The sequence below is a fragment of the Pedococcus aerophilus genome (assembly GCF_039532215.1).
GTDB classification, from domain to species: domain Bacteria; phylum Actinomycetota; class Actinomycetes; order Actinomycetales; family Dermatophilaceae; genus Pedococcus; species Pedococcus aerophilus.
Map to the genome: position 1 here is coordinate 1,303,440 of NZ_BAAARN010000001.1, position 22,839 is coordinate 1,326,278.

Below are 22,839 nucleotides of genomic sequence, written 5' to 3' on the forward strand. Positions count from 1 at the left end.
CTGCAGGAACTCTCCCCGAGGGGCCTGACCTGCGGTTTTGGCTTAGGGTCCCAGCATGGCTCGCCTGCGCACCGTCTCCCCCGCCTCCCGTGGCTGGACCCGCCGAAGGGCCGGCAAGGGGTTCACCTACCTCGACGCCGACGGCGCCCGCCTGCCCGCCGCGGACGTCGAGCGCATCCGTGCCCTGGTCATCCCCCCGGCCTGGGAGAACGTCTGGATCTGCCCCGTCCCCAACGGCCACATCCAGGCCGTGGGCACCGACGCGGCCGGACGGCGCCAGTACCTCTACCACCCGGACTGGCGCCTCAAGCGCGACGCCGCGAAGTTCGACCGTGTCCTCGGCGCCGCCACGCGCCTGCCCGCTGCGCGCAAGCGCGTGCTCAAGGACCTCGCGCTGGAGGGTATGCCGCGTGGCCGGGCCGCCGCCGTGGCCGTCCGCCTGCTCGACCTGGGCTACTTCCGCATCGGCAGCGACGTCTACACCGAGGACAACGGGTCCTTCGGCCTGACGACCCTCGAGCGCCAGCACGTCACGCGCAAGGGCGACGTCATCGTCTTCTGCTTCGTCGGGAAGTCCGGCGTCGAGCACTGCATCGAGATCGACGACACCGCCGCCATGGAGGCGCTCGACCGGCTGCGCAAGCGCCGGCACGCGAGCAAGCGCCTGCTGGCCTACCAGGACGCGAAGAAGTGGGCCGACCTCGACGCCTCCATCGTCAACGCCTACCTCGCCGAGCTGCTCGGCGGCGAGATGACCGCCAAGGACTTCCGGACCTGGCACGCCACGGTGCTCGCCGCGGTGGCCCTGCGGGCGAGCGACGAGCCTGGCGACACCAAGGCGTCCCGCAAGCGCGCCATCAAGGCCGCGGTCGAGGAGGTCGCGAGCTACCTGGGCAACACCCCGACGATCGCCAAGAACTCCTACATCGACCCACGCGTCCTCGACAGCTACGAGTCCGGCACGGTGATCGCGGTCGACCCGAGCCGCTACCGGAGCCCCGAACGCCGCCAGGTCGCGATCGAGAAGGCCGTGCTCGCGCTGCTCGCGCCCAGCTGAGGTGGGCCGCCCCGGGGGCTGCGACGCGCAGCACCGGCGTGGCACGATGCTCGGGTGAGCAGCGAAGAGCAGACCAAGCCCGAGAACCGCGCCCGCCCGACGACCGACGAGTTCCGTGCGTTCGTCGCCGAGGACTGGGCGCCCCGCACCCCCGGCGCCACCGCGCTGAGCGAGGCCGCCCGGTATGCCGCGGACCGTCGCGCCGCCGTGAGCGCCGCCTACGAGGGCGACCGGCTCGTCATCCCCGCCGGTGGCCTCAAGGTGCGCAGCAACGACACCGACTACGTCTTCCGCCCGCACACCGCCTTCGTCCACCTGACCGGCCTCGGGGGCGACCGCGAGCCCGATGCCGTCCTGGTGATGGAGCCGCGCGACGACGGTTCGCACGAAGCGATCCTGTACTTCCGTCCGCTGGCCGGCCGCGACACCGACGAGTTCTTCGCCGACGCGCGGTACGGCGAGTTCTGGGTCGGCGCGCGTCCCACCATCGAGGACATCGAGACCGAGCTGGGCCTCACCGCCCGCCACATCGACGAGTTCGCCGACGCCGCGGTCAAGGACTCCGGCGAGGTGACCGTCCGCGTCGTGCGCGACGCCGACCGCGACCTCACCCGTCAGCTCGACGCCGCCCGCACGACGGAGAACACCGACGCCGACGAGCTGACCGAGAGCGACGACGAGCTGGCCCACTTCCTCTCGCACCTGCGCCTCACCAAGGACGAGTGGGAGGTCGAGGAGATGCGCAAGGCGGTCGAGGCGACCCACCACGGGTTCGACGCGGTGATCGCCGACCTGCCCGAGGCCCTGGCCAAGGGCCGCGGCGAGCGCTGGGTCGAGGGCGTCTTCGGCCTCACCGCGCGCCACGAGGGCAACGGCACGGGGTACGACTCGATCTGCGCCGCCGGCGACCACGCCACGACGCTGCACTGGATCAAGAACACCGGCGAGATCAAGGACGGCGACCTCATCCTGCTCGACGCCGGTGTCGAGGTGGACTCCCTCTTCACCGCCGACATCACCCGCACCCTGCCCGTCAACGGCACCTTCTCCGACGCGCAGCGCGAGATCTACGACGCCGTCTATGCCGCGCAGGAGGCCGGACTCGCGGCGGTCAAGCCCGGCAACAAGTTCTCCGACGTGCACGCCGCCGCGATCCGCGTGATCGCCGAGCACCTGCACGCCTGGGGGCTGCTGCCCGAGGGTGTCGACGTCGAGGGGACGCTCGACAAGGAGCACGGGCAGTACCACCGTCGCTGGATGGTGCACGGCACGAGCCACCACCTCGGCCTCGACGTGCACGACTGCGCCCTCGCGACCCGCGAGGAGTACATGGACGCCGAGCTCCGGCCCGGCATGATCCTCACGGTCGAGCCCGGCCTCTACTTCAAGGCGGACGACCTGAAGGCGCCGGAGCGGTTCCGCGGCATCGGCGTGCGCATCGAGGACGACGTCCTCGTGACGGCCGACGGCCACGAGAACCTCTCCGCAGGCATGCCGCGCACCTCCAAGGACGTCGAGGCGTGGATCGCCGAGGTCCAGTCCCGCTGACACCGTCGACGTGGTGGGCCGAGGTTCCGGCTCAGCGGCGGTCCACCACGTCGAGCGTCAGGGCCTTGTCGACGCCCGCGGCCTGACCGCCCCACCCGAGGATCATGCCGATGAGGTCGGCAGGCTTGGGAAACTCCTCGGGCAGCGCTGCGTTGTAGGCCGCGTGCGCCTCCAGCGAGGCCACCGACTGCTCGACGTGGTCGGTGACGTCGACGTAGTGCGTGGCGGTGGGAGAGCCGGCGAAGCACAGCCGCTTGACGTTCCACGGCTCGAAGCCCTCCTCGACGAGCTCGGGGAAGATCCACCTGTTGCCCGCGTCCGCCACCGCGTCGACGCAGGCCAGGCCAACGGCGCGGTGGTCGGCCTGGTTGAGCATCCCCTGGACGAACCGATCGCCGTAGTGGCCGGTGATGACCACGTCCGGCTTGCGGCGCCGGATCTGACGGGCGATGTCGCGGCGCAGCACGAGCCCGTACTCGACCACCCCGTCACGGTGGTCTCCGAAGTCGACCTCGCTCACCCCGACGATCGCGGCGCCGTCGCGTTCCTCCTGCTCGCGGACCCCGGCCGCCTGGTCCGGGGGCATCGTGTCGATCCCCGCCTCGCCGCGCGTGAGCAGGAAGTAGGTCACCGTCTTGCCTGCTGCGGTCCACCTCGCGACCGCAGCGGCGGTGCCGTACTCGATGTCGTCCGGGTGCGCGACGACGCACAGGACGCTGGAGAAGTCGTCGCCGAACTCGGCGAGCGCGGGTCGGTCACCGGCAGGCTGGCTCATCCACGCAGGGTACGGCTCGTGGTCGGCCCTGCCCATCCCCCGGAAGCCGCAGCCACCGGGGGGTCTTTGAAGGATCCGACGGGTTCTGGTCCGCCGGATCCCTCGAAGACTGCCGGTGTGGTGGCCTCAGGCGGTGGGGGGCTGGTGGCCCTGCTGCTGGCGGGCGGCGTCCAGGTTGGCCTGCGCCTGCGCCTGGGCGGCGGCCATCGGGTCCATCTGGGTGAGGAGCTCGCGCGCCTGGACGGCGAACTTGTGCTCGACGAGGACCTCGTACTGCGTGGCCACCACCTGCATCACCGAGGTGAAGTCCCGCGGGCCGCGGGTGATCTGGTAGCCGATGAGGCTCCAGACGACGCCGAAGAGCGCACCGAAGGCCACGGTGGCGAGGATGCCGGAGAGGCCTGCGCCGCTCTGGCTGTCGAGCAGGGCGAAGATGAAGCCGACGAACAGACCGAGCCAGGCTCCGGAGATCAGCCCGCCGAGCGCGGCGCGGGCGCGCGTCAGGCGACCGGTCACCCTCTCGAGCTGCTTGAGGTCGGTGCCGACGATGAGGACGTTCTGCACCGGGAACTCGTGGTCCGACAGGTAGTCGACCGCCCGCTGCGCCTTCTCGTAGGTGTCGTACCGACCCAGGGACATCGGGTACTCCAGCGCGAGGACGGCGCGGGAGCGACTCAGGGCGGTGGGCTGCGTGCTCATGACCACAGTGTGTCAAAGCCCGCTGGACGTTTCCTGAACGCCCGGCCGTCGGAGGGCTGGCCCGTTCGGCCACCACTGCTCGGGCGCCCTCGCGTCCTTGCGGCGGAGGTGTCACTCTGGAGTGGTGTCCCCAGCCAGCAGCATGCGTCGCGCCAGGACGACCTCGGCCTGTGCCGCGGCCGTCGTGGTCGCCGTCCTGGCCACCCCCGGCTCCGCGGTCGCCGCCCAGGGTGGCGATCCGGACTCTCGCGAGCGCATCGGCACCGCCGCAGGGACCACCACGGATGGTGCCGGGGCAGCGGCCTTCGCAGCTCGTACGACCGACCGGATCGCCGGCGCCGACCGGTACGCCACGGCGGTCGCCGCCTCGCGTGCGGCCTTCCCGTCGGCCAACCCCGCGGGGCTGACCACCGTCTACCTCGCCTCGGGCACCGGCTACGCCGACGCCCTCGCCGCCGGTCCGGCTGCCGTCGCCTCGTCCGGCACCCTGCTCCTCACCCAGTCCAACAAGCTGACGGCCGCGACGGCCAGCGAGCTGCGACGTCTGGCCCCGGACCGCGTGGTGGTCGTCGGAGGCCCGGGCGCCGTGGCCGGGAAGGTCCTGGACGACGTCCGCGCGATCGGCCTCCCCGCGAGCCGCGTCTCCGGGACCGACCGCTACGCCACCGCCGATGCCGTGGCGCGACAGGCCTTCCCCGCCGGTGCCCGCACGGCGTGGGTCACGACCGGACGGGGGTATGCCGACGCGTTGGCTGCCGGGCCGGCCGCCGGTGCCGCCGGTGGCCCGGTGGTGCTCGTCGACGGCAACGCGCGCGGACTCTCCGGAGCCACCCGTCGCCTGCTCACCGACCTCGGGGTCACCACCGTCCGGATCGCCGGGGGCACCGGCGCCGTCTCCTCCGGGATCCAGGCCGACCTGACAGGCCTGGTCGGCTCGGGCTCGGTCACGCGATCGGCGGGGAGCGACCGGTACCGGACCGCGATCGCGGTCAGCCACCTGGCCTTCCCGTCCCTGACCAAGGGCGACACGTACGTCGCTACCGGCACCGGCTTCGCGGACGCGCTCGCCGTCGGGGTGCTCGCGGGCCGCAGCAAGCGACCGCTCTACCTGTCGACCCCCTACTGCGCCACGACCACCGTCCGCACCGAGCTGAGCCGTGGGGTGTTCGGGCGGCTGCGGCTCGTCGGGGGGCCCGGCGCCATCCGCGGCCTGGTCGGCACGCTCACTCCCTGCCAGAGCATCTCCTCGGCGTCGAGCCCCTGGGTCGTGGTCAACAAGAAGAGGCCCCTGAGCCCGCTGCGCTACGCGCCCTCGCCGTTGGTCGGACCCAGCCTCCCCAACATCAACGGCCAGCTGCTGCGCTCCGACGCGGCCGCGGCACTCGCCGACCTCGCGGCGGGGTCCCGGTCCGCGGGCGCCGGCCGGCTCGCCATGCTGAGCGGCTACCGCTCCTACAGCTACCAGTCCAGCGTCTACTCCGCGAAGGTCGCGAGCAGCGGTGTCGCCGAAGCCGACAAGTGGGTCGCTCGCCCCGGCCACTCCGAGCACCAGACCGGGTTGGGCACCGACGTCTCCCCCATCGGTGCCGCGAACTGCAGCTCCTACACCTGCATCGGCAGCACCCCGCAGGGTCGGTGGATCGCAGCCAACGCGTGGCGGTACGGCTTCGTCGTGCGCTACGAGAGCGGCCGCACCTCGACCACGGGTTACAGCCCTGAGCCGTGGCACCTGCGGTACGTGGGCAAGCCGCTGGCGCAGGACTACCACTCCGGTGGCTGGCACACGCTCGAGGACTACTTCGACCTGCCGGACGCGCCGAGGTACTGAACCACAGCCCAGGGCTCAGCTCCTCCTGCGAGTGCTGCAGCGACCTGGAAGCGTTGCCACCTCTCGAGCTCGACTACTTCTTGAGCGCGAAGTCCTCGAGCAGGCGACGACCGATGATCATCTTCTGGATCTCGGCGGTACCCTCCCCGATGAGGAGCATCGGCGCCTCGCGGTAGAGGCGCTCGATCTCGTACTCCTTGGAGTAGCCGTAGCCCCCGTGGATGCGGAACGACTGCTCGACGACGTTGGCGCAGTTCTCCGACGCCAGGTACTTGGCCATGCCGGCCTCGAGGTCGTTCCGCTTCCCGGCGTCCTTGAGCCGAGCGGCCTTGACCATCATCTGGTGGCTGGCCTCCACCCTGGTCGCCATGTCGGCGAGGCGGAACAAGATGCCCTGGTGCTCGGCGATCTTCTTGCCGAACGTCTCACGCTGCTGGGAGTAGGCGATCCCGAGCTCGAAGGCGCGCATCGAGACGCCGCAGGCGCGGGCGGCGACGTTGACCCGGCCGACCTCGACGCCGTCCATCATCTGGTAGAAGCCCTTGCCCGGCTCGCCGCCGAGGATCTGGGCCGACGTCGTCCGGTGCCCGTCGAGGACGAGCTCGGTCGTGTCGACGCCCTTGTAGCCCATCTTCTCGATCTTCCCGGGGATCGTGACGCCCTGGGCGGTCTCCCCGAACCCGGCCTCCTTCTCGACGAGGAAGGTCGTCATGTTCTTGTACACCGAGTCGGCACCGAGGTCCGTCTTCACCAGCACTGCAACGAGATTCGCGCTGCCACCGTTGGTCAGCCACATCTTCTGACCGGTGACCGTCCACTCGGTGGCGTCGCCCTCACCGCCGCCCCTGACCGCCTTGGACCTGATCGCCGAGACGTCCGAGCCGAGGCCCGGCTCGGACATCGAGAACGCGCCGCGCACCTCCCCCGTCGCCATCCGCGGCAGGTAGCGCTGCTTCTGCTCCTCGGTCCCGTGCTGGAGCAGCATGTAGGCGACGATGAAGTGGGTGTTGATGATCCCGCTGACCGACATCCAGCCGCGGGCGATCTCCTCGACGACGAGGGCGTAGGTCAGCAGGGACTCGCCGAGGCCGCCGTACTCCTCGGGGATCATCAGCCCGAAGATCCCCATCTCCTTCATGCCCTCGACGATCTCGGTCGGGTACTCGTCGGCGTGCTCGAGCTCCTGCGCCACCGGGATGATCTGCTCCTCGACGAACTCGCGGACGAGCTTGACCAGCTCGACCTGCTCGTCGGTCAGGCCATCGGTCTGCTGGAGTCGGGACATCCGAGGATCGCCACCTTGCGTTCGCGGGACTGGGCGCCTGCGAGATGCAGACCTTCCGCGAGTATGCCGAGCGGCCCGGCCCGGGCACAGGTCCACCGCGTGTGAGCCTCCCCACCCAGCACCGGAACCGGCGCAAAGATCTGGAGCAGGAAAACCGGTGGCGCGGCGCCACACCCCTCTGTCACGCTCTCACCGATACGCGCGTCGCACGAGGCCACGCGCCCCAGCTCCAGCCGGAAGAAACGGAGGGTCGAGATGTCCACGACTGTCCCGGGCACCACCCGTGCCCTCTCCCCTCTTCCGATGGAGTTCACCCATGCAGTTCCAGGAGTCCGCAGCCCCTCAGGGGTCTGACCTCTTCGCGTTCGACAGCCGACCCGACGACCCGCCCGAGGGCGAGCGCTGGTCGAGCTGGGACGGCGCCACGCACGGTCCCAAACCCCGACCCGACTGGGTCATCACCGCCCTCGCCGCCGTCGAGACCGACCTCGGGGTCCTCAAGACGGGCAAGGAGGCGGACGTCCACATCGTCCGACGCTGGGTCCCCGACGGCACGACGTCACCCGCCCTCGACAGCCTCCTCGCCGCCAAGCGCTACCGCACCGGCGAGCACCGGATGTTCCACCGCGACGCCGGGTACCACGAGGGGCGGAGGGTCCGCCGCAGCCGCGAGATGCGGGCCATGGCCCGGCGCACGGAGTTCGGTCGCGAGCTGTTGTCGGGCCAATGGGCGATGGCCGAGTTCGAGGCGCTGGGGACGTTGTGGGACATGGGGATTCCCGTTCCCTACCCGGTGCAGCTCGACGACCGCGAGATGCTCATGGAGTTCATCGGCGAGGACGGTGTGGCTGCCCCACGGCTCGCCCAGGCACGGCCTGCGGCCGACCTGCTGCCCGAGCTCTTCGAGCAGCTGCGCGCGGTGCTGGTCGCCCTCGCCGAGCGCGGCTGGACCCACGGCGACCTGTCGCCCTACAACGTCCTCCTGCACCACGAGCGCCTCGTCGTCATCGACTGGCCGCAGATCGTCGACATCATCGGCAACCCGCGCGGCTTCGAGTTCCTCGAGCGCGACGTCACGAACATGTGCCGCTGGTTCACGACGCGGGGCCTGGACGTCGACCACGGCGAGCTGCTCGGTGACCTCGTCGCCGCAGCCACCTCCCGGTGGTGAGAGGCGGGCCGGCCGTGCCGGTGCTCGTGGGACCCGCGTCAGTACACGGTCACCCGGCTGCCGATGGGCATGAGGCCGTTCGCCCAGATCATGTCCATCGCGGGGTTGCTGACGCGGGCACACCCGTGGGAGGCGGGGTAGCCGGGGATGGAGCCCGCCCCGTGGACCGCGATGCCGCCGTTGAAGTACCTCGGACGCCACAGGTCACCGAGGGGCCCCTTGTCGAGCCTGTCGACCGAGCGGAAGGTGCTGAACGTCCCGGCCGGCGTGGTGGCGACGTGCTCCACACCGTTGGACGTGTACCGCTCGCCGCTTCCCGTGCTCGTGTTGAGGATCGTCGTGACCCGCCCACCCCGGACGACGAGCAGAAGCTGGCGCGCCTTGTCGATCTCGATGCCGGTCCCGCCGAGGCGTGACTGCGGCCGGACACCGTTCTTGAGCGCTGCACGGGTCGACGGGCCGTAGACACCGTCACGCCCGAGCCCGGCTGCCTTCTGCAGGGCCATGACCGCCTGCGCGGTGAGCATGCCGAACTGGCCGTCGGCGCTGCCGTTCCAGTAGCCCAGGGACGTCAGTCGCTGCTGGACGGACCTGACGTAGGGGCCGGAGTCGCCGACGTGGAGGGTGTCCCCCTCGGTGGGCACAGGCTTCGGCTTCGGGGTGGCGGGGGCCGACGTGGTCGGCTTCGGCGCAGGCTTCGGGGCCGTGGACGTGGACGTGGGCGACGGTGTGGTGGTCGAGGGAGCCGGCGTCGTGGGACCAGCCGTGCTGGGCACCGACGTCGTCACCGAGGGCAGCGGCACCTCGGGGCTCGGCTCCTGCGTCGACCCGGTCTCCGGAGCCACCGGTGCCGGTTCGACCGGCGACGACGCCGCGGGCTCGGCAGCGGAGCTGCGGGGATCGCTGATCGACACCACCCCGCACCCGGCCAGCACCGTGGTGGCGGCCAGGAGGCCGGCCGCGAGGGCCGTTCCCCGTCGGGTCGTGCGGGTGGTCGAGCCGAATCGCTGGTGGAGCATCGTGTGCCTCTCGTCGCTGCGCGGTCGAGGTGTGCTGTTCGAGACCTCACTCAGGGTGACGCACCAGCTGCCCGACCGGTTGTCCCCGACACGTGTCGTTGCCGACTCGAGACCTGCTCCCGGTCGGTGCCGCATCCCCCCGGACATGGCGCGGTCGCCCTCCCCCCGAGGGCGACCGCACTCACCTAGACGCGGACCCGGGACGAAAGGTTGCCTCCGGTTCGAAAGTTTTTTCTCAGCCTCTCGGGGCGGTCCCGGTGACGGCCGCGTGGACGGTCAGGACCCGGCGGGCGGTGTCGACGTGCAGGCTCTCGACCATCTTGCCGCCGTAGGTCACGACCCCGGCGCCGGCGCCGTCCTCCCAGGCCTGCAGGATCCCGCGGGCCTCCTCCACCGCCGCCGCGCTGGGTGCGAACACCTCGTTGCAGGGCTCGACCTGACCGGGGTGGACGAGGGTCTTTCCGTCGAAGCCCAGCTGCCGGGCCTGCAGGCACTCGGCGGCGAACCCCTCGGCGTCCCGCACGTCGTTGTAGACGCCGTCGAGGATCGCGGTGCCGGTCGCGCGGGCGGCGAGCAGGCACAGCCCCAGACCGGTGAGCAGCGGCTGGCGCCCCGGCACGTGCTCGGCTTGCAGCTCCTTGGCCAGGTCGTTGGTCCCCATCACGAGCACGGTGAGCCGCTCGGAGGCGGCAGCGATCTCCTCGCAGTGCAGCATCGCCGCGGGCGTCTCTACCATCGCCCACAGGGACGTGCGGTCCGGCGCGCCTGCCGCCTCCATCGCCGCGACGAGGTCACGGACCTCCTGCGCGGAGCCGACCTTGGGGACGACGACGGCGTCGGGTCCCGCGGCGCACGCGGCGGCGAGGTCCTCGTCGTGCCACTGCGTGCCGGTGCCGTTGATCCGGATCGTCACCTCGCGGGAGCCGTACTCCCCGGATCGCGCTGCGGCGCAGGCGTTCTCACGAGCCTGCTCCTTGGCGTCAGGGGCCACCGCGTCCTCGAGATCGAGGATCAGCGCGTCGACCGGGAGGGTCTTGGCCTTCTCCAGGGCGCGTTCGTTGGAGGCCGGCATGTAGAGGACGGACCGACGAGGCCGGTATGCCGCCTGGCCGCCGTCCGCGCGGAGGTCGCCCATCAGGAACCCTCCCCCTCGGACGACGGTGACTGCGCTGCATACGCCTGCGCCAGAACAGGATCCGTCGCTGCGAGGCGCTCGGCGAGCTCGAGCATCACCTGGCACTGCTTGAGGCTCGCGTCGTCCTCCATCTTCCCGTCGAGCATGACGGCGCCGGTGCCGTCACCCATCGCCTCGACGACCCGACGGGCGTGCGCGACGTCCTCGGGCGACGGGCTGAAGACGCGCTTGGCGATCTCGACCTGCACCGGGTGCAGCGACCACGTGCCCACGCACCCGAGCAGGAACGCGTTGCGGAACTGGTCCTCGCAGGCGACCACGTCGGCGATGTCCCCGAAGGGGCCGTAGTAGGGGAAGATCCCGTGCATCGCGCAGGCGTCGACCATCCGCGCGATCGTGTAGTGCCACAGGTCCTGCTGGTAGGTGGCGCGGGACGCGTGCACCGCGTCGTCGACACCGGTCGGCGGGTCCTGGCGGACGAGGTAGCCCGGGTGCCCACCTCCCACACGGGTCGTCTTCATCCGACGGTCGGCGGCGAGGTCGGCCGGGCCGAGCGACATGCCCTGCATCCGGGGGCTGGCGCCGGCGATCTCCTCGACGTTCGCGACGCCGCGGGCGGTCTCGAGGATGGCGTGCACGAGGATCGGTCGGGTCAGCCCTGCCTTCGCCTCCAGCTGGGCGAGCAGCCGGTCGACGTAGTGGATGTCCTCGGGCCCCTGCACCTTCGGCACCATGACCACGTCGAGCGTGTCGCCGATCTCGGTGACCAAAGTGGTGAGGTCGTCCAGGGCCCACGGGCTGTCGAGGCTGTTGATCCTCGTCCAGAGCTGGGTGGACTCGCCGAAGTCGGTCGCCTTCGCGATGGCGACGAGCCCGGCGCGGGCAGCCTCCTTGCGGTCCGCCTTGACGGCGTCCTCGAGGTTGCCCAGCAGGACATCGACGGTGCCGACCATCGCCGGGACCTTGGCTGCCATCTTCTCGTTGCTCGGGTCGAAGAAGTGGATGACCCTCGAGGGCCGCGAGGGGACCTGCGTCAGGGGCGCCGGAGCACCCACGGCCAGGGGGGCGAAGAAGTCCTTGGGGCTGCGCACGCGGCGACGCTAGCAGCGACGGTCGCACCGCGGTTATGACAGAGTTCACGTGTGACCGACACCGCTCCCGAGCAGCCCGGGACGGCCCCGCGGGAGGGCGCAGGGCCGCGGGCCGAGGCGTCGCCCAAGGTGTCGTCGGAGGCGTCGTCGGGGACGCCCGCCCCCTCCCTCAACGTCACAGCCCTCTTCGCGGAGGCAGCCACCAAGTCCGGCCTCATGTGGGTCCAGCCCCCGGGTGACCGGGCCTGGCCGTTCTGGCACGCGTGGGCGGACGAGACGGTCTACGTCGTGTCCGGTCCGGGCGAGCAGACGCTGCCGTGGCTCCCGGACCAAGTCACCCTCCTCCTGCGCAGCAAGGACACCGGCGGTCGGTTGCTCACGGTCTCCGCGACCGTCCGTGAGGTGCGCCCCGACGACGAGCGGTGGATGCCTGCGACGGACGCCCTCAGGGCCTCGCGGCTCAACGCCACCGACAACCTCGTCGACCGCTGGGCCGGTGAGTGCACGGTCCGGGCCCTCACGCCCTACGGCGCGCCGCTCGAGGCACCCGGCAGCTACGGCACGGGATCCGGCGCCGCGCCCGTCCCGGCGTCGGACGCGACGACCTCCCGGTGGCGTCCGTGGCACTGGCGTGGACGGCCGCGACGTCGACGTGGCAGCCCTCGTGCCGACAGCGGGCACACCCATGGTGGCAACCACCTCCCTGCTGCCGACTGACCAGCCGGATAGCCTTGCGGCGTGAGCACTCCGTCGCGTGTCTTCGTGGGCCGCCTGACCAGCCTGAGCGTGTTCGACCCGCTCGGTGACCAGGTGGGCCGGGTCCGCGACGTCGTCGTCACGTTCGGCGCCTCGCGGCGCCGTCCGCGCGTGATCGGACTGGTCGTCGAGGTGCCCGGACGGCGGCGGGTGTTCGTCCCGATGACCCGGGTGACGTCGGTCGACGGCGGACAGGTCATCACCACCGGCTTGGTCAACATGCGCCGCTTCGAGCAGCGCACCAACGAGGTCCTCGTCATGGCCGAGATCCTCGAGCGCACGGTCACCGTGGCCGACCCCGAGGGCGCCTACACGGCGACCGTCGAGGACGTCGCCATCGAGCGCGAGCGCAGCCGTGACTGGTCGATCTCGAAGGTCTTCGTCCGGCAGGGCGGCGGCCGCACCTCGATCGGTCCGTTCCGGCGGCGGCGCGGTGCGACCGTGCTCGTCCCGGTCGAGGACGTCACGGGCATCCACCAGTCCTCGGGCGGCCAGTCGGCGGCGATGCTGCTGGAGACCTACGACGACCTCAAGTCCGCCGACCTCGCCGACGTCATCCACGACCTGTCGCCCAAGCGTCGTGCCGAGGTCGCCGAGGCGATGGACGACGACAAGCTCGCCGACGTCCTCGAGGAGCTGCCGGAGGACGACCAGGTCGAAATCCTCGACTCCCTGCCCGCCGAGCGCGCCGCCGACGTCCTTGAGGCCATGGAGCCCGACGACGCCACCGACCTCCTGCACAACCTCACCTCCGAGAAGCAGGAGGAGCTGCTCCAGCTCATGGAGCCCGACGAGGCCGCCGACCTGCGACGCCTGCTGACCTACGACGAGGAGTCGGCCGGCGGCATGATGACCACCGAGCCGGTCATCCTCGGGCCGGAGGCGTCGATCGCGGAGGCCCTGGCGGTCGTGCGACGCGTCGAGCTCTCCCCCGCACTGGCCTCGACGATCTACGTCTGCCGCGCCCCGCACGAGACGCCCTCGGGCAAATATCTCGGGATGGTCCACATCCAGCGACTCCTGCGCGAGCCCCCGCACGGCTCGATCGGGAGCATCCTCGACAAGGAGATCGAGCCGCTGACGGCGGAGGCCCCCCTCGGCCAGGTCACCCGCATGCTGGCGACCTACAACCTCGTCGGCGTGCCTGTCGTCGACGAGGACGGGCGCCTCGTCGGCGCCGTCACCGTGGACGACGTGCTCGACCACATCCTCCCCGACGACTGGCGCGAGGAGCGGCACGAGGTGACCCGTGGCTGAGCGTCCCAACCGCAACAACGCGGCGCGGCTGGACCAGCCGCGCGAGACGCGTCGCGCCCTGCTGCCTCGCCCCTCGGTCAACCAGGAGACGTTCGGCGTCTGGAGCGAGCGGTTCGCCCGCTTCATGGGGACGCCGCGCTTCCTCATCTACATGACGTTGTTCGTCATCGCCTGGATCGGCTGGAACGCCTTCGGGCCGGTCGACCTGCGCTGGGACCCCTACGCCTTCATCTTCCTCACGCTCATGCTCAGCCTGCAGGCCTCGTACGCAGCCCCGCTGATCCTGCTCGCCCAGAACCGTCAGGCGGACCGCGACCGGGTCGCCCTGGAGCAGGACCGTGCTCGCGACGAGCGCAACCTCGCCGACACCGAGTTCCTCACCCGTGAGGTGGCGGCCCTGCGCCTGGCCATGCGTGACACCGCCACCCGCGACTTCGTCCGTTCCGAGCTGCGCAGCCTCCTCGAGGAGCTGGACGAGCGCAGCCTGGAGTCGCGACGGCGTGAGGGAGATGACAACCGGGGCGGGGCGACCGGTTCTTCGCGGGACACGTCCGCGACCTAGCATGGGGGCATGCCCCACCCCGCAGCACCTGTGACCGACGATGCCCTCCACCAAGCCCTCGCGACGGTCATCGACCCCGAGATCCGCAAGCCGGTCACCGAGCTCGGCATGGTCGAGAGCTGCACGGTGGACGAGACCGGCCGGGTGGCCGTCACCATCCTGCTGACCGTCTCCGGCTGCCCCATGAAGGACACGCTGACCAAGGACACCACCGCGGCCCTGGCGAAGGTCCCCGGCGTGAGCGCCGTCGACGTGACGCTGGGCGTGATGAGCGACGAGCAGCGCACCACCCTGCGCCAGCAGCTGCGCGGCGGGGTGGCCGAGCGGGAGATCCCCTTCGCGCGGCCCGGGTCCCTGACCCGTGTGTATGCCGTGGCCTCCGGCAAGGGCGGCGTCGGCAAGTCCTCGGTCACCGTCAACCTCGCGGCGTCCCTGGCCCAGAGCGGCCTGCGCGTCGGTGTCGTCGACGCCGATGTCTACGGCTTCTCCGTGCCCCGCATGCTCGGCGTGGAGCACCGGCCCACCCAGGTCGACGACATGATCCTGCCGCCGATCAGCCACGAGGTGAAGGTCATCTCGATCGGGATGTTCGTGCCCGGCAACCAGCCGGTCGTCTGGCGCGGACCGATGCTGCACCGGGCGCTCCAGCAGTTCCTCGGCGACGTCTTCTGGGGCGACCTCGACGTCCTGCTCCTCGACCTCCCGCCGGGCACCGGTGACATCGCGATCTCGGTGGCCCAGCTCATCCCCGGCGCGGAGATCCTCGTCGTGACGACCCCGCAGCAGGCGGCGGCCGAGGTCGCCGAGCGTGCCGGCTCGATCGCCCTCCAGACGCACCAGCGCATCGTCGGCGTCATCGAGAACATGTCGTGGCTCGAGCTGCCCGACGGCTCCCGGCAGGAGATCTTCGGCTCCGGGGGTGGCCAGCGGGTCTCCGAGTCGCTCACCCGCGCCGTCGGGGCGGACGTGCCGCTGCTCGGCCAGATCCCGCTCGACACCAACCTGCGCGAAGGTGCCGACGAGGGTGTGCCGGTCGTCCTGCGCAACCCCGAGTCCGCTGCCGCCGTGGCCCTGCGGGGCATCGCCCGTGGTCTCGGCACCCGCTCGCGCGGGCTCGCGGGGCGTTCCCTGGGCCTGTCCCCCGTCGGTCGCTGACCGAACGCGTCAGGTCGCGTCGACGTCGTACGGCGTGGCCCGCGACGGGTCGTGCGCCACGGCCGCCGGAGCCCCGGCGGCCTGCGTGCTGTCGTCGTCGGCGTCGGGCTCCAGGAGCGCCTCGCGGACGATGCGGCGCGGGTCGTACTGCCGCGGGTCGTACTGCTGCCAGTTGATGTCGTCGAACTCGGGCCCCATCTGCTCGCGCAGCTGGCCCTTGGCACCCTCGGCCATCGAACGGGCCTGCCGGACGAACCGACCCAGCTTCGCGGCGTAGTCGGGCAGCCGTTCCGGGCCGAGGATGACCACGGCCAGGACGATCAGGGCGATGAACTCCCACCCACCGATGTCGAGCACTGCGCCTCCGTTCTAGCTGCCGGAGGTTCCCGACAGGGTGACTGTGACGCTGATCGTCTCACTTCCGCGCTTGAGCTTCATCGGCACGGCGTCCCCGACGCTCTTGGCACGGATCGCGACGACGAGGTCATCGGCGTCCGAGACGGGTCGGCCGTCGAACTCGACGATGACGTCGCCGGGCTTGATGCCGGCCTTGTCGGCGGGACCGTCCTTGCTCACCGGGTCGCCGCCGGTGCCGGAGCCGTCGGCCAGGATCTTCACGCCGCTGCCGGTGTACTGCCGGTCGAGCACGACCCCGATGATCGGGTGCTCGGCCTTGCCGGTCTTGATGAGCTGCTCGGCGGTCTTGGCGACCTGGTCGCTCGGGATGGAGAACCCGACCCCGATGTTGCCCGACTGCACGTCGGCCGCCCCCGGGATGCGCGCGATGGCGGAGTTGATGCCGATCACGTGCCCCTGCATGTCCAGCAGCGGGCCGCCGCTGTTGCCGGGGTTGATCGCGGCATCGGTCTGGATCGCGTTGATGAACGACTGCTGGTCGCCGTCGCCGCCGGGGCTCACCGGTCGGTTGAGGGCGCTGACGATGCCCGAGGTGACGCTGGACTCCAGGCCGAGGGGTGCACCGACCGCGATGACCTGGTCACCGACGACGACGTCCTTGGACGACCCGATGACCAGCGGCACGAGGTCCGTGCGGTCGGTCTTGAGCACGGCCAGGTCGTAGGAGCTGTCGCGGCCGACGATGGTGGCCTCGATCTCGGTGCCGTTGGAGAGCTCCACCGCGATGGTGCCCCCGTCGGCCGCGCTGGCCACGACGTGGTTGTTGGTGATGATGTGGCCGTCCCGGTCGAGCACGAAGCCCGACCCGGTGCCGGCACCGTCCGCACCCTTGACCTTGATGGTCACGACGCTCGGCAGCGCCTTGGCGGCGATGTTGGCGATGCTGCCCTCGGGACGAGCGGTCGCCCCTGCTCCGACCGACGGGATCGAGGTGCCGGTGCGGTCGAGGTTGCCGAAGCCGATCCGGTCCGTCGCACCCAGCCACCCCCCGAACATCCCACCGAGGGTCGCGGCCACGAGGGCGGACACGGCGGCGACGGCCACCAGCGCGCCCCAGCCGGGGCCCTTCTGGTGGGGCGCACTCGTGGCGACGGGCTGGCCGCCCACCCAGTGAACCTGCTGGCTGGGGTACCCGGCGTCGGCGCTGGCCGCGGAGATGGGGTCCCACCCGGCGCCCGGGGCGGCGGTCGACGGACCACCCGAGGAGCTGCCCGAGGAGCTGCCCGAGGAGCTGCCCGAGGAGCTGCCCGGAGCGACGGCGGGCGTGGTGCCCGGCGCGCCGGCCGAGGCGTCGGAGGTGGTGTCCCGGTCGCCCTGGGTCGGCCAGCCCGTGGGCTCGCTGGCCCACACCGGAGTCTGGGCGGCCCCGTCCGGGGCGCGAGAGATCTCCTGGGTGTGCGACAGGTCGACGGGCTGGGTGTGGTCGTGCGGCGCGGGAGCCGGCGCCGCGGCGCCATACGGCTGCTCGGTCGCACCCGTGGCGGGAGCGGCGGCGCGCGGCGGCGCCCACGGATCCCACACCGGTTCGGGAGCGGCGGCGGGCTCAGCCGCACCGGCCGAAGCCGGCGCCTCGGGTCGGGCCTCGGTCGCGGGGACGGACGCGTCGGTGGCAGGGGCCGGCACGTGGCCCTCCTGCCGGTCCGCCTCGTGACCGGGCTGGTCGCTGGTCGGGGGACGCTCGTCGCTCATGGGGTCGATTGTGCCGAACCCAGCCGTGCCGCGCCCACGTCGGGGGCAGAACGGGTGGGCTGCGTGCTCCGCGGGGGCGTCGCCGGCGTCCGCGTCCCGAGGACCGGGACGGTGAAGGCGGCGGTGGCGAAGCCGGGAGCGGGCCTTGCCCGCTGGACGGTGCCGGGGGTGACGCTCGTGGGGGTGGGCGAGGTCAGGCTGCCACCGGTCACCACCAGGCTCCAGGCGGCCGCCGCGGTGGCGCCGGCGGCGAGGCCGGCGAAGACGGTGGCCCGCCGGGCGGACCGGTGCATGGCCGGGGCGCCGCGGTCGACGACGGGGACGGGCGCGGTCGGCACGGGGGGCACCATCGGCAGCGACCAGGCTGCGCGGGCAGATCGGTCGGCGAGGGCGTGACCGGGTGGCGCCGCACCGGCGGCACCGGGGTCGTTCGCCATCGCGAGGAGCATCCCCCGCAGGTCGCCCGGGACGCCGGGGGCCGACGGCGAGCGCAGCGACGCCAGCACGCGACGCTCCTCGTCCACCGCTGCGCGGCAGCAGGTGCAGGCCACGACGTGCCGGTCCCACTTGAGCAGGCTGGCAGTGTCCATGACCCGATCCGCGTACGCGGTCAGGTCGGCACCGAGGCAGCGGGCGCCGGGCAGGCCGAGCCGGCTCACCGCGACCCCGGGACCGCGCGGCGGATCACCGGGAGACGTCGCCGGGCAGCAGGGACGGGGGTGCGGTCGATGTCCAGGGCCGGGCGGTCCAGGGTCGGGTCGCGGTGGGCGAGGGCCTCACGCAGCTGCGCGCGCCCACGGTGGATGCGCGAGCGCACCGTGCCGAGCTTGACCCCGAGCGTGGTGGCGATCTCCTCGTAGGACAGGCCCTCGATGTCGCACAGGACGACCGCTGCCCGGAAGTCGGGCGACAGGGCGTCGAGCGCACGCTGCACGTCGTCGTCGAAGTGGGTGGCGTCGTACGCCGCCTCAGGGCCTGCCTCCCGGGTGGGCAGGCGGGCCGCGCTCTCGTCGGACAGGGCGTCGAACCGGATGCGCTGCTTGCGTCGCATCTTGTCGAGGAAGACGTTGGTGGTGATGCGGTGCAGCCAGCCCTCGAAGGTGCCGGGCTGGTAGCTGTGCAGGGACCGGAACACGCGGATGAACACGTCGTGGGTCAGGTCCTCGGCGTCGTGCGGGTTGCCGGTGAGGCGGTAGGCCAGGCGGTAGACGCGGGCAGAGTGCTGCTCGACGATCTCCTCCCACGTCGGGGGCACCCAGGCGGGGGCCTCCTGGACGTCACCGTGGACATCCTGCCGGGCCGGGCCGATCGTGTCGGTCGCGGTCACGTCCCTCACCTCCGTCGGGCGCCGTTGCGGCGCTCACACCATGCATTCGGTCCAGACGACCGACTGGCTTGCATGGTTCCCCAACAACCTGAGCGTTTCCTGTATGCCGCGGGGGCCAGAGCGGTGCGCTCGCGGCAGTAGGGTTTCCCGCATGAGTGCACAGAAGCCGGCCAGCTGGGCCTACGCCGAGGAGTTCGTCACCGAGAACGAGGTGATCGAGAACGCCCGCCGTCGCGGCGAGGAGCTCGGCGCGACCCCGGTCGGCAACGGCGCCGGTGTGCTGCTCCGCCTTCTCGCGGCCGCGGTGAAGGCTCGCTCGGTCGTCGAGATCGGCACCGGCGCGGGCACCTCCGGCCTCTGGATGCTCCAAGGGATGCCCGACGACGGCATCCTCACGACCATCGACGTCGAGGCCGAGCACCAGGGCGTCGCCAAGAAGGCCTACGCCGAGGCCGGGGTCGCCCACCAGCGGACCCGCGTCATCACCGGCCGGGCCCTGGACGTCCTGCCCCGCATGACCGACGGCGCCTACGACATGGTCGTGGTCGACGGCGACAAGGGCGAGTACCCCGAGTACGTCGACCACGCGATCCGCCTGCTGCGCTCGGGCGGCGTGCTGGTGCTCGACAACATGCTGTGGCATGACAAGGTCGCCGATCCGGCTGCGCGCGACGACCAGACGACCGTCCTGCGCGACCTCGGCAAGAAGCTGCGGGACGACGACCGGCTGGTCCCCGCCCTGCTGCCCGTCGGCGACGGCGTGCTGGCGGCCGTCAAGCGCTGACGCAGGCCGCCTCCCGTCTGCTCGTGCGAGCGCCGCACCACCCGGTCAGAGTGGTGCGGCGTTCGCACGTCGTGTGCCTGCGCTCAGGCGGTGCCGGGACCGGGACCTCGACGGAACTGCCCGGGCCCCTCGGCGATCGCCACGACCTCGAACGGCTCCATGAGGATCGGCGGCGAGCCGATGATGGCGCTGCCGGCCGACTCTGCGGCCGTCTCGGCGAACTCCTTGAGGAAGTCGTCGCGGTAGACCTGCTGGTCGAAGACGTAGGTGCCCTCGAACCACTGGCCCTCGACCATCCGCCAGGTCTTGAACGCCAACCCGTCGAGGAACATGAACTTCGCCATCGACGTGCCGACGACGTAGTCGCGCAGCGACGTGGCGACGTCCTTCGGGGCGTTCTCGAGCGACCAGCGCACCGACAATCCGTATCCCGCGTTCATGACATCTCCTCCAGCCAGGTGAGCAGCAGGCGGGCTCCGAAGCCCGTCCCGCCCTTGGTCAGGAGTCCGCGGTCGACGTCGGAACGACCCACCCCGGCGATGTCGAGGTGCGCCCAGCGTCGCTCGCCCACGAACTCGCGCAGGAACAATGCTGCCGTGATCGAGCCGGCGCCGACGGGAGTGCCCGCGATGTGGTTGACGTCCGCCACCTCGCTGTCGAGCGCGAAGCGGTAGTCGTCCACGAGCGGGAACGGCCACAGCAGCTCGCCGGTCGCCCGACCTGCTGCGACCAGGGCGTCGCTCAGTGCGTCGTCCGTGGCGTACACGGGAGCCATGGAGCGCCCCAGGGCGACGCGGGCGGCCCCGGTGAGGGTGGCGATGTCGAGCAGGACGTCCGGCTCGAGGTGCGCGTCCGCGTAGGCGAGGGCGTCGGCCATGACGATCCGGCCCTCGGCGTCGGTGTTGCCGATCTCGACCGTCCGGCCGCCGTACATGGTGAGGACGTCGGAGGGCCGGTAGGCGCTGCCGCTCACCGCGTTCTCCGCCAGCGCGAGGAGCCCGGTGACGCGTACCGGCAGGTCGAGGATCGCGCAGGCCTCGAGCACCGCGAGCACGATGGCGGAGCCCGACATGTCGGTCTTCATGGCGAGCATGCCCTCGGCAGGCTTGATGTCGAGCCCACCGGTGTCGAAGGTGATCCCCTTGCCGACCAGGACCACGTGGGGAGTCGTCGCCGTGGCGCCCGCCGGGACGTGCGCGAGCTGGACGAGGCGGGGCGGGGTGGCCGAGCCGGCGCCCACGGCGAGGATGCCGCCGAAGCCCTCTGCCTTCAGCTCCCGCTCGCTCCAGACCTTGACGTCCAGACCTGCGCGGCGGCCCACCACGCGGGCCTGCGCCGCCATCCACGCGGGGTTCTTGGTGTTGGAGGGCACGACGGCGAGGTTGCGGGCCAGCATCGTCGCCCGGGCGCGCGTCACCGCCCGGCTGCAGACGACCTCGTCGAACTCGCCGGCGAGGGTCACCTCGGCGGCCGGCCGGCTCGCCGGCTTGGCGTCGGTCCCCAGCCACCGGGGGGAGGTGAAGCCCCCTAGGGCGATGCCCTCGACGAGCGCTGCCTGGCCCTCGGCGCTGAGCCCGCTGACGGCCACGACCAACGAGGTGCGACCGCGGCCCGCGCGACCGAGCGCCGCACCTGCGGTGCGCAGCGCGTCCGGGGCCCCGTCACCGAGACCGACGAGCAGCACGGTTCGGGCTGCGCGCTCCCCCGGCACCAGCTGGAGGCGCGTGACGGCCCCGGCCTCGCTGCTCGGCTCGTGGGCGGCCTGGACCTCGCTGACATCGAGCCCGACGACCTGCAGGACAGCCGCGACGTCCTCGCCGGAGGGCAGCCCGCCGGCGTGGACCGGCACGGCCAGGACGAGGTCGGTCGGGTCGAGGTCGGCCAGGACGTCGGCGAGCGGGTCGGGCCGCAGGGACCACGAGCTGGACGGGGGGTCGAGCAGTTCAGGTGCAGGCACGGCCCTGACCCTACCCACCGGCGGGGAGCACGCTCCATACCCGTGCCGGGGGCCGCACGGGCGGGTGGCCCGGCCGGGCCCGGACGTGCGAGGACCCCCTCCGGACGGTGCCGGAGGGGGTCCTCGAAAGGTGTGGAGGCGGGGCTACTTCAGGCCTTCGCAGTTGTCGATGGCCTCACCCAGCGCGCGGACCTCGTCGGGGGTCATCTCGACGACGAGACGGCCACCACCCTCGAGGGGCATGCGCAGCACGATGCCGCGACCTTCCTTGGTCACCTCGAGCGGGCCGTCGCCAGTCCTCGGCTTCATTGCCGCCATGGGTGTGTCCCTTCCGTTTGGCGTGGTTTGCTGCTGGGCACGCGGGTCCACGCCAGTGCTTGAGTTCCGCCCGTGCGTGCCAGATTTGCTCCATTATCCCGTGAACCCGCTCACAGGCGAAATCCGGGTCGGGGGTGAGACCTCGGGGCCTCGGTGAGCGCAGGGCATGATGTCCCGCATGGCCCAGAGCACCGTCGCACCGCAGACCCCGAACGAGCCCGTCGTCGTCGAGCGCGAGGGCGCCGTGGCGACGGTCCGCCTCAACCGGCCGGAGGCGATGAACTCCCTCGACACCCCGACGAAGGAGGCGCTGCTGACGGCGCTGACCGACGTCGCCGCCGACGCCACGGTGCGGTGCGTCGTGCTCACTGGCAGCGGCCGGGCGTTCTGCGTGGGACAGGACCTCAAGGAGCACATCCGGCTCCAGCAGAGCGACGACCCGTCGCTGTGGGAGACCGTCCCGAAGCACTACAACCCCATCGTCGAGCTGCTCACGACGATGAACAAGCCGGTCGTGGCCGCCCTCAACGGCGTCGCCGCGGGCGCCGGTGCCGCCTTCGCCCTGGCGGCGGACTTCCGCGTGATGGTCGACACCGCGGGGTTCAACCTGGCCTTCGCCGGGATCGCCCTGTCGTGCGACTCGGGTTCGTCGTGGAGCCTGCAGCGGCTCGTCGGTCCTGCGCGGGCCAAGGAGCTGCTGCTGCTCCCCCGGACCGTGCCAGCCGACGAGTGCCTCGCCCTCGGCATCGTCACGCGCGTGGTCGCGGCCGACGAGCTCGAGCCCACGGTCCGCGAGCTCGCGACGACGCTGGCCTCCGGTCCGACCCTGGCCTACGGCTCGATCCGCAACGCGGTGGCCTTCAGCGCCGGTCACGGGCTGAGCGAATCCCTGGAGCGCGAGGGCGAGTACATGGCCCTGACGGGCGCCAGCGCCGACCACAAGGCCGCCGTGGCGGCGTTCCTCGCCAAGGAGAAGCCCACCTTCACCGGGGCGTAGCCGCCACCGTTC

General features: G+C 71.8%; 23 protein-coding genes. 10 read left to right on the top strand and 13 right to left on the bottom strand.

Annotated elements, in window-relative coordinates; genetic code table 11:
* The first annotated feature begins 55 nt into the window (after window positions 1-55).
* Both ABD286_RS06120 and ABD286_RS06125 read left to right on the top strand, forming a co-directional pair.
* The gene (locus tag ABD286_RS06120) at window positions 56-1,057 is read left to right on the top strand and encodes a DNA topoisomerase IB (protein WP_344191253.1); all 1,002 of its coding nucleotides are present in this window, start codon (window positions 56-58) and stop codon (window positions 1,055-1,057) included.
* Window positions 1,058-1,111: 54 nt separating this feature from the next.
* Complete coding sequence (locus tag ABD286_RS06125) at window positions 1,112-2,605, top strand: aminopeptidase P family protein (RefSeq protein ID WP_344191255.1); 1,494 nt, start codon at window positions 1,112-1,114, stop codon at window positions 2,603-2,605.
* A 31-nt stretch (window positions 2,606-2,636) separates the two neighbouring features.
* On the opposite strand, the gene ABD286_RS06130 is transcribed toward ABD286_RS06125, so the two are convergent.
* Window positions 2,637-3,380 (bottom strand): PIG-L deacetylase family protein, encoded by a 744-nt coding sequence (locus tag ABD286_RS06130; protein ID WP_344191257.1) that lies wholly within the window; start codon window positions 3,378-3,380, stop codon window positions 2,637-2,639.
* 126 nt (window positions 3,381-3,506) lie between these two features.
* Window positions 3,507-4,079 carry a general stress protein gene (locus ABD286_RS06135; RefSeq protein ID WP_344191259.1) on the bottom strand — a complete coding sequence of 191 codons (573 nt, stop codon included), beginning with the start codon at window positions 4,077-4,079 and terminating at the stop codon, window positions 3,507-3,509.
* A gap of 124 nt (window positions 4,080-4,203) precedes the next feature.
* Between ABD286_RS06135 and ABD286_RS06140 the strand changes: the two genes are divergently transcribed.
* A complete protein-coding gene (locus ABD286_RS06140; protein WP_344191261.1) occupies window positions 4,204-5,907 on the top strand; it encodes a cell wall-binding repeat-containing protein in 1,704 nt (567 codons plus the stop codon).
* 73 nt (window positions 5,908-5,980) lie between these two features.
* Here the strand turns inward: ABD286_RS06140 and ABD286_RS06145 are convergent, their stop codons facing one another.
* Complete coding sequence (locus tag ABD286_RS06145) at window positions 5,981-7,192, bottom strand: acyl-CoA dehydrogenase family protein (protein ID WP_344191263.1); 1,212 nt, start codon at window positions 7,190-7,192, stop codon at window positions 5,981-5,983.
* A gap of 316 nt (window positions 7,193-7,508) precedes the next feature.
* Between ABD286_RS06145 and ABD286_RS06150 the strand changes: the two genes are divergently transcribed.
* Complete coding sequence (locus tag ABD286_RS06150; RefSeq protein ID WP_344191265.1) at window positions 7,509-8,363, top strand: serine protein kinase RIO; 855 nt, start codon at window positions 7,509-7,511, stop codon at window positions 8,361-8,363.
* Between the two features lie 38 nt (window positions 8,364-8,401).
* Here ABD286_RS06150 and ABD286_RS06155 read toward each other — a convergent pair whose 3' ends face one another.
* From ABD286_RS06155 to ABD286_RS06165, 3 genes are all read right to left on the bottom strand, one after another.
* Window positions 8,402-9,382: a peptidoglycan-binding protein gene (locus ABD286_RS06155; RefSeq protein ID WP_344191267.1), complete on the bottom strand. Its 981-nt coding sequence runs from the start codon at window positions 9,380-9,382 to the stop codon at window positions 8,402-8,404.
* A 235-nt stretch (window positions 9,383-9,617) separates the two neighbouring features.
* Window positions 9,618-10,517, bottom strand: coding sequence for an HpcH/HpaI aldolase/citrate lyase family protein (locus ABD286_RS06160; RefSeq protein ID WP_344191269.1), 900 nt, complete (start codon window positions 10,515-10,517; stop codon window positions 9,618-9,620).
* Window positions 10,517-11,608, bottom strand: a complete 1,092-nt coding sequence (locus ABD286_RS06165; RefSeq protein WP_344191271.1) for an HpcH/HpaI aldolase/citrate lyase family protein — start codon at window positions 11,606-11,608, stop codon at window positions 10,517-10,519. The genes ABD286_RS06160 and ABD286_RS06165 overlap by 1 nt, the downstream gene beginning before the upstream one ends.
* A gap of 51 nt (window positions 11,609-11,659) precedes the next feature.
* Between ABD286_RS06165 and ABD286_RS06170 the strand changes: the two genes are divergently transcribed.
* From ABD286_RS06170 to ABD286_RS06185, 4 genes are read left to right on the top strand one after another with little or no spacing between them, the layout of a single operon-like run.
* The gene (locus ABD286_RS06170; protein ID WP_344191273.1) at window positions 11,660-12,325 is read left to right on the top strand and encodes a hypothetical protein; all 666 of its coding nucleotides are present in this window, start codon (window positions 11,660-11,662) and stop codon (window positions 12,323-12,325) included.
* 21 nt (window positions 12,326-12,346) lie between these two features.
* Entirely contained in the window at window positions 12,347-13,621 is a 1,275-nt protein-coding gene (locus tag ABD286_RS06175; RefSeq protein ID WP_344191275.1) for a magnesium transporter MgtE N-terminal domain-containing protein, read from the top strand.
* A complete protein-coding gene (locus tag ABD286_RS06180; protein WP_344191277.1) occupies window positions 13,614-14,183 on the top strand; it encodes a DUF1003 domain-containing protein in 570 nt (189 codons plus the stop codon). Before ABD286_RS06175 ends, ABD286_RS06180 begins: the two co-directional genes overlap by 8 nt.
* Before the next feature lie 9 nt (window positions 14,184-14,192).
* The gene (locus ABD286_RS06185) at window positions 14,193-15,338 is read left to right on the top strand and encodes an Mrp/NBP35 family ATP-binding protein (protein ID WP_344191279.1); all 1,146 of its coding nucleotides are present in this window, start codon (window positions 14,193-14,195) and stop codon (window positions 15,336-15,338) included.
* Between the two features lie 9 nt (window positions 15,339-15,347).
* On the opposite strand, the gene ABD286_RS06190 is transcribed toward ABD286_RS06185, so the two are convergent.
* From ABD286_RS06190 to sigE, 4 genes are all read right to left on the bottom strand, one after another.
* Window positions 15,348-15,695 carry a twin-arginine translocase TatA/TatE family subunit gene (locus ABD286_RS06190; RefSeq protein ID WP_344191281.1) on the bottom strand — a complete coding sequence of 116 codons (348 nt, stop codon included), beginning with the start codon at window positions 15,693-15,695 and terminating at the stop codon, window positions 15,348-15,350.
* A 12-nt stretch (window positions 15,696-15,707) separates the two neighbouring features.
* Entirely contained in the window at window positions 15,708-17,444 is a 1,737-nt protein-coding gene (locus ABD286_RS06195; protein ID WP_344191283.1) for a S1C family serine protease, read from the bottom strand.
* Window positions 17,441-18,034: a hypothetical protein gene (locus tag ABD286_RS06200; RefSeq protein ID WP_344191285.1), complete on the bottom strand. Its 594-nt coding sequence runs from the start codon at window positions 18,032-18,034 to the stop codon at window positions 17,441-17,443. Before ABD286_RS06200 ends, ABD286_RS06195 begins: the two co-directional genes overlap by 4 nt.
* 65 nt (window positions 18,035-18,099) lie before the next feature.
* Complete coding sequence (gene sigE, locus ABD286_RS06205) at window positions 18,100-18,753, bottom strand: RNA polymerase sigma factor SigE (RefSeq protein WP_344193289.1); 654 nt, start codon at window positions 18,751-18,753, stop codon at window positions 18,100-18,102.
* Window positions 18,754-18,922: 169 nt separating this feature from the next.
* Here sigE and ABD286_RS06210 point away from each other — a divergent pair, with 169 nt between their 5' ends.
* On the top strand, window positions 18,923-19,555 hold the full coding sequence (locus ABD286_RS06210) for an O-methyltransferase (RefSeq protein ID WP_344191287.1): 633 nt from the start codon (window positions 18,923-18,925) through the stop codon (window positions 19,553-19,555).
* An 83-nt stretch (window positions 19,556-19,638) separates the two neighbouring features.
* Here the strand turns inward: ABD286_RS06210 and ABD286_RS06215 are convergent, their stop codons facing one another.
* The 3 genes from ABD286_RS06215 to ABD286_RS06225 all read right to left on the bottom strand — a co-directional run bounded on the left by ABD286_RS06215 (window position 19,639) and on the right by ABD286_RS06225 (window position 21,830).
* The gene (locus ABD286_RS06215; protein WP_344191289.1) at window positions 19,639-19,995 is read right to left on the bottom strand and encodes a hypothetical protein; all 357 of its coding nucleotides are present in this window, start codon (window positions 19,993-19,995) and stop codon (window positions 19,639-19,641) included.
* Window positions 19,992-21,512 carry a leucyl aminopeptidase family protein gene (locus tag ABD286_RS06220; RefSeq protein ID WP_344191291.1) on the bottom strand — a complete coding sequence of 507 codons (1,521 nt, stop codon included), beginning with the start codon at window positions 21,510-21,512 and terminating at the stop codon, window positions 19,992-19,994. The genes ABD286_RS06215 and ABD286_RS06220 overlap by 4 nt, the downstream gene beginning before the upstream one ends.
* Before the next feature lie 144 nt (window positions 21,513-21,656).
* Window positions 21,657-21,830 carry a DUF3117 domain-containing protein gene (locus ABD286_RS06225; protein ID WP_082552876.1) on the bottom strand — a complete coding sequence of 58 codons (174 nt, stop codon included), beginning with the start codon at window positions 21,828-21,830 and terminating at the stop codon, window positions 21,657-21,659.
* Window positions 21,831-22,008: 178 nt separating this feature from the next.
* On the opposite strand from ABD286_RS06225, the gene ABD286_RS06230 reads away from it, so the two are divergent.
* Window positions 22,009-22,827 carry an enoyl-CoA hydratase/isomerase family protein gene (locus ABD286_RS06230; RefSeq protein ID WP_344191294.1) on the top strand — a complete coding sequence of 273 codons (819 nt, stop codon included), beginning with the start codon at window positions 22,009-22,011 and terminating at the stop codon, window positions 22,825-22,827.
* The last annotated feature ends 12 nt before the right edge of the window (window positions 22,828-22,839 follow it).